This is a genomic window from Pseudoalteromonas sp. SR43-5 (assembly GCF_014163835.1).
Classification (GTDB): domain Bacteria; phylum Pseudomonadota; class Gammaproteobacteria; order Enterobacterales; family Alteromonadaceae; genus Pseudoalteromonas; species Pseudoalteromonas distincta.
Window position 1 is genome coordinate 1 of record NZ_JACJEA010000058.1, and the last position, 5485, is coordinate 5485.

Annotated in this window: 8 protein-coding genes; all 8 read right to left on the bottom strand. The window is 35.7% G+C overall.

Annotated elements, in window-relative coordinates; translation table 11 throughout:
* Positions 1–111: 111 nt before the first annotated feature.
* Positions 112–789 carry a hypothetical protein gene (locus tag H5090_RS20285; protein WP_310736320.1) on the bottom strand — a complete coding sequence of 226 codons (678 nt, stop codon included), beginning with the start codon at positions 787–789 and terminating at the stop codon, positions 112–114.
* A gap of 169 nt (positions 790–958) precedes the next feature.
* The gene (locus tag H5090_RS20290) at positions 959–1102 is read right to left on the bottom strand and encodes a hypothetical protein (RefSeq protein ID WP_182696596.1); all 144 of its coding nucleotides are present in this window, start codon (positions 1100–1102) and stop codon (positions 959–961) included.
* Positions 1103–1157: 55 nt separating this feature from the next.
* A complete protein-coding gene (locus tag H5090_RS20295) occupies positions 1158–1688 on the bottom strand; it encodes a hypothetical protein (protein WP_182696597.1) in 531 nt (176 codons plus the stop codon).
* Entirely contained in the window at positions 1685–2452 is a 768-nt protein-coding gene (locus H5090_RS20945; protein ID WP_259395147.1) for a peptidoglycan-binding protein, read from the bottom strand. Before H5090_RS20945 ends, H5090_RS20295 begins: the two co-directional genes overlap by 4 nt.
* A gap of 78 nt (positions 2453–2530) precedes the next feature.
* A complete protein-coding gene (locus tag H5090_RS20305; protein ID WP_182696598.1) occupies positions 2531–3004 on the bottom strand; it encodes a hypothetical protein in 474 nt (157 codons plus the stop codon).
* 79 nt (positions 3005–3083) lie between these two features.
* Positions 3084–3767, bottom strand: coding sequence for a GAD-like domain-containing protein (locus tag H5090_RS20310; protein ID WP_182696599.1), 684 nt, complete (start codon positions 3765–3767; stop codon positions 3084–3086).
* A complete protein-coding gene (locus H5090_RS20950; RefSeq protein WP_259395148.1) occupies positions 3768–4718 on the bottom strand; it encodes a polymorphic toxin type 15 domain-containing protein in 951 nt (316 codons plus the stop codon). It abuts the gene before it with no gap.
* A gap of 329 nt (positions 4719–5047) precedes the next feature.
* On the bottom strand, positions 5048–5485 hold a 438-nt coding region (locus H5090_RS20320; RefSeq protein ID WP_259395149.1), incomplete at its 5' end, for a hypothetical protein.

The window sequence follows — 5485 nt, forward strand, 5'->3', positions numbered from 1 at the left end:
ACCAAGCGCACAGGGCGTGCATCTGTGAAAGTGTTATGGCAAGGATGGCTTAAGTTACAAGCCATCCTGGAAGGCTACGATTTAGCAAAATCTCTTGAGTCAGACTTGTGATCAAGAGACAGCTCTAAGCGGCTTTTTTAAGTCGCCTTCACCTTCACAAACTCCACTATCTTTGCAGGTCATCCCACCAATATAGTCAATTATACTTATTCCACTGATTTTTAAATTAAGTAAAATAGAATCAACACCTACATGCCTATTACCAGCATTAAATGCATGATACCGATGCATAAATGCAACAATACGGGAGCCTTTTTCAATTTTAAGAGTACTGCTTAGTATACTCGCCCACATTTGATTTCTTTGAATATGTGAATCAGTACATAAACCACCATCAGCGTCCTCCCAACTGCACCTACCATCAATTTTATCCATCACCTCAACAGGCATATCTAACGGAATAATTTTCATACCTAGAGAGTTAGCAGCTTTAACTAGTTCACCATAACCTGTGCTAGCAGCACCATTCCAATACCAATTTTCTCGAAAATGTTTGTAAATCACATCAAAACCTTTACCAGTACGTTGATAAAAATCTATTTTTTCTTTTATCTTTATAGGTAACATTTCCATCGCAAAATGAGTGAAACCCGCAGCTTTAAGTTGTTTTAGAGCCTTTATAGCCTCATATTTATAAGATACAGGGCTATGACTGGATTCTGCGATAATTACCAAACGAGCATTACCGGCCATTGTTCTATAATTTACATCCGTGTTTATTTTATTCACTGTATTTCCTTATGTTTAATATTCTTAATAATATTCAAAAACCCAAGCTAGTCACACCAAACTGCTGGCGTGCGTGCTAGTTTAAGGGAATCTCTATTTTCATTTATCCAAGATCAATAACAGGGGCTACATTTATAGTAAATTCAGCTAAGTGAAATTTATTCCCTACTTAGTTAATAACCAGCTCAATAGGTGTAGGTACATCCGCATTACATTTATATATAACTTGCGTAGCACCTTGAGCTTCATTACACGGTGCAATAAAAAACAAGGCTGTAATCAGAAAAAACTTACCAAGGTTACTTTTTATCATACTTTTTAAATACCCTTGATAGTTCGATATTATAGTTATTTGGAAAATACATTACTTAATGCTTAACTGATACACCTGATAAATCAAAGTTATAAAGCGTAACTGAATCAATGGAGTGCTCTTCAACTAACTTAGTATTCTTTACGCTAATAACCCCTTCATCAATACTAATATTGCTTACATTACTACTTAAAGTGAAGTTAGGGAGTGCGTATAGCTCTGAGTTGATGACTTGATATCCCTTTAGTACTTGCAATTTGTTACCTGCATAAAACTTTATTAATGCATAATAATTTTTGTCTTTTTCGAGCAATGTTATTTCTGGCGTGTGACCTTTTAATCGAGTGGCAATAAAAGGGATCCCTTCACTAAAAGACAAAATGTAGGTATCCCTTGTAGGCAAGCAAATACCTGACTTATCTTTGTGGAGTAATTTAACTTGCTCAAACTTCAATGACTGCAATAGCCCTGTTTTGTCATCAACTTTTATGGGCTTAGTTACTTTTATATTTAAGCATTCTGACGCGAAAGCGGTATGACTTATCATTAGTAGAAGAGTACAAATTAAGGCCTTAAAAACGTTCATATACTTACTCCATATGTTTGCCAATTATGGATAAACTCTTGCACAGTTCCCTTTCCAAGTGGCGTATTATAATAAGTTTTCCAATACTGTGCCTGCGCATTAGTATCATTAGCTTCAGGTAAGGCAGCTGGCGCTCTTAAATAGTGAATTCTAGCAATGGCGCATGCATAAGCATCATTCTCTTTTAGCTCTTTTAACTTATCTTCAGTAGTCATTAAGTTTTTAACTTTTAAAGCTAACTCTCCTCTGTAACTTAGGTAATTATCCCAAATGTCATCATGAGTAGCAGGCTCTATCTGAAAATAACTCAAAGCAGGTCCACCGCCTAGTTGTTGACGATACTTCAATCGACTTTCTTGAATCGCTGTACCCAGCAATAAGATTTCTGCTTTTTTTGATGATAAACCGATTTTTAACAGCGTTGGTTTTATTACATTGTTCAAAAAAAGTTGAGGATCTTTCATTCCTGCTTTTTGAGAGTTATATAAGGCAAGCTTTTCATTAATTTTTCGAAACGTAGCATCGTTAGCATTAATTTTTCCATCAGGCCGCGCCATGTTTAAGACTTTGCTTTGGAACAACTTAATAGCAGCAATAGTTTTAGAGCTATCTGGGCGAGGGTTTAATCGACCATCGACAATTAAAACCTGTGTAGGCGGGATAAGTTTCAGTAATTTATTTAACGCGGTTTGTACCGTTTTTACATCGTTTAAACTGTTAGCGCCGCCCAATCCAACAGATTGAGTTATTCTTATTGATGACATCAATAAAATCCTTTTTAGAGTTTTTATATAGCTCGTTCAATATTTAAATATAAGTTAGTGAAAGATGGAAAGCTCAACCTATCCCCTGTCTATTTCTTTCAATGTATTTAATAAAATATCGTTACCATTTTTAGAGATAAAATTTGCATGTATATATAACCTATCTTTTTCAGTAAGATATATATTAGTGTTCGATATATGTGTTAAATAGCTTTTAACTAATTTTGATTCGGTGCTATTGAGGCTTCTAAAGAGCGTTGAACCTTCCAATCTACCTCTATTTTTTAAAGCAAAAAAAGCTGAAAGATTGGCCATAAAATGCGTCAAATCTTCTTTAGTTACTTCTAAAGACTTCAAAAACTTTATAAAAGCTTCATCGAAGACTTCAGCGTTATCATTACTCGCTCTTAAAAAAGATTCAACATGCCCGCCAAGGTTTGCACCATGATTATGTTGGTCAAAGTCAGGGGTTCTTACAAAGTAGTTTTTTACTCCGCGAAAAAAACTATTTGTTTCATTTTTTTTTATCGAAGCTTCAAATAAATTTGTCATGTAATATCTCTTAGTCAATGACTGTAAAGGTGTAATTGCTCAACTTATATTTCTAGTTAGCAACTTAGTAAAATCATATCTACTTTTTATGTAACTCATTTGACATAGCAACAATATCAGCCATTACCCGTTTTTCACCTAAGTCAGCTAAAAAGTTTAAATGCTCAATAACCTTTACCTTTTTTAGATTTTCTAGTTTGTTTGTGCCACCTAAGGCCAATGCAGGTACGAACGCATACATTTCATCAAATTCTAAGGGACCTAGTTTTTTACAGGCTCTTTCAAACAATAGCTCCTCATCGACGTCTTTTTCATTTAAAGAATTCTTACTCATGGTAGCAAAAAATAAATCAACTGTTCTTTCCTCCCCTCGCTCTTTTAATTTCTCTGAGTAATCGGTTGGGAAAATCATTCCAAAATTTGAATTAATATCAATGCTCTGACCAGATGTGTTACCCCAAACAATTAAATCCCCAAACGCACTTCGCCCAATAACATAATAACTATCGATACCTTGTTCTTCTCGTTTAGCAAATTCAGTTCCTTGCAACCACGTTTGCAGAATGTCATGGTACTCACTAGGGTTAACTAGCCAAAAAATGCCATCTCCCCACCCACAGAAGCCATATTCTTTCCAGTATTCTATTAAACGTTCTGGCAGTCTATTTTTATAAAAATCAAGTGTTTCTTGATCTGGTAGCCTTGAATTAATAGCTGGACCAAACCCTTTATAATTATAAAAGTTATCGAAAAATTTATTCATTTATTTGCACCTATGTAAATTTACATTCATCATTGCATCTGGTCCCAACTCTTCTAATGCACTTTTAGCTTGAGCGTCCATAGCTTCGACTCGACTCAACGACTCTTTATCTCCAATATCGTTAACCCCTTTATTTTTCCATTGGGAACCAATTGATTGGTTAACACTTGCATCACCTAAGTCAAGTAATTCGTCATTATAATCATTACCACCAGCAATCATATCAGGATTATGAAGCGCATTAAGTGTTTTCATATCAAGAGCCGCTAACTCCTCCGCTTTTTGAAAAGCTTCATCACCCAAGAGATCTTCATTGCTTTCAAGTAATTCATTTTCATATTTTTCTGTTAGTTTATCTTTAAATCTATCCCTGGATTTTTTCTGTGCTGCTCCTGTACCTTTTCTTCCTATTTTTTTGTAAGCTTCACGATTATCTAGATATTTTCTAACTGTCATATTATTAATGCCGTCTTGTTGGCCTTTCAATTGACGATCATATTCTGCTTCTGTACCTTTTACATTTTTCTTAAAACATGCGACCTTATGAAGCTCCATTTTTTTATCATCTTCATCGGATTGCAGTTTTTCTGTACTTTCGAAATTACTAGAGAGCTCTTCAAGACTGTTATTATGAACAACAGTTTCGGAATTAATCAACGCAGCCTCTGTTATACCGCCTTTGGTTTTGCCTCCTGGGATCCATTCCCCATCGTATGCACCACCTTCGCGACCATTTGGAATATCATACTTAAATCGCTCATCGCCAGGTTCGACTGTAATATACGTAATTTCATCATTACTTAAGTCTGTGTTTTCGCCTAAACTAAGTTCATCTCTAAGTATTCTCCAATCATTTCCTGATTGAGTGTATTTAGCGATAATAGCGTCCATTTCACTTTTAAGCCCTACAAACTTTCTTGGCGGTAACGTGGGGTATTCAGGGTTTAGCATCCAACTTTGAATAGAAATAAAACCTGCACCTTGTTGGTTAAACTGGGCTATATGTGCATCTATATATGATTGTGGTAGATATGTAGACGGATCTGGTCGCTCAGCTTTAGGTGAAAACTAAACTAGACACTCACTCTAATTTAACAAGCAAAACTATATTGTTAGATTTACTTTTTTGACTCAGCATTTATCTCTTTTTATATCATCATTCATAAAGTGCTCATTGAACAAGCAATCATCACTCCTAAACCTAAATTGCACGCATAAAAATAACTGCATGGTGCAGTTGTGATTTATTACTGAATAGTTTTACTAGAGTTGATTAAGTTTTATGCGAGAAGCTTTTTGCAATTACTGATATTCGCTCGCCGCTTTCTGTTTAAATTTTCACAGTAACTTGCTTGTGAACTTGGCCTGCCTACTGCACCATGAAATACACGCGTAAATTGTGTGGTGAGTTTTAACCAGTTTTCGGGGGATATATTCACTCTTTCGAGTAAGGGTAAGTGCGAACTTTCAATATAACCGCGTTTGTCTTCTCGTATACAACGTCCTGTTAACTCAACAAGTTCAAGGTACGATTTAAGCTCAAACGGGAGTCCTTTTGGCATAATTTGACGTGGCATACCTGCAAAGCGCAGGAGTTGTTTTGGTTGCTTGCTTTCTTTTGCCTGTGTTATGCGTTGTTTGATGCTGGTATGGTCTGACTCCTCTGGGGTGTTAGCCATTTTGGCTCTAATGGGGTTTAAATCGACATACGCCATGCA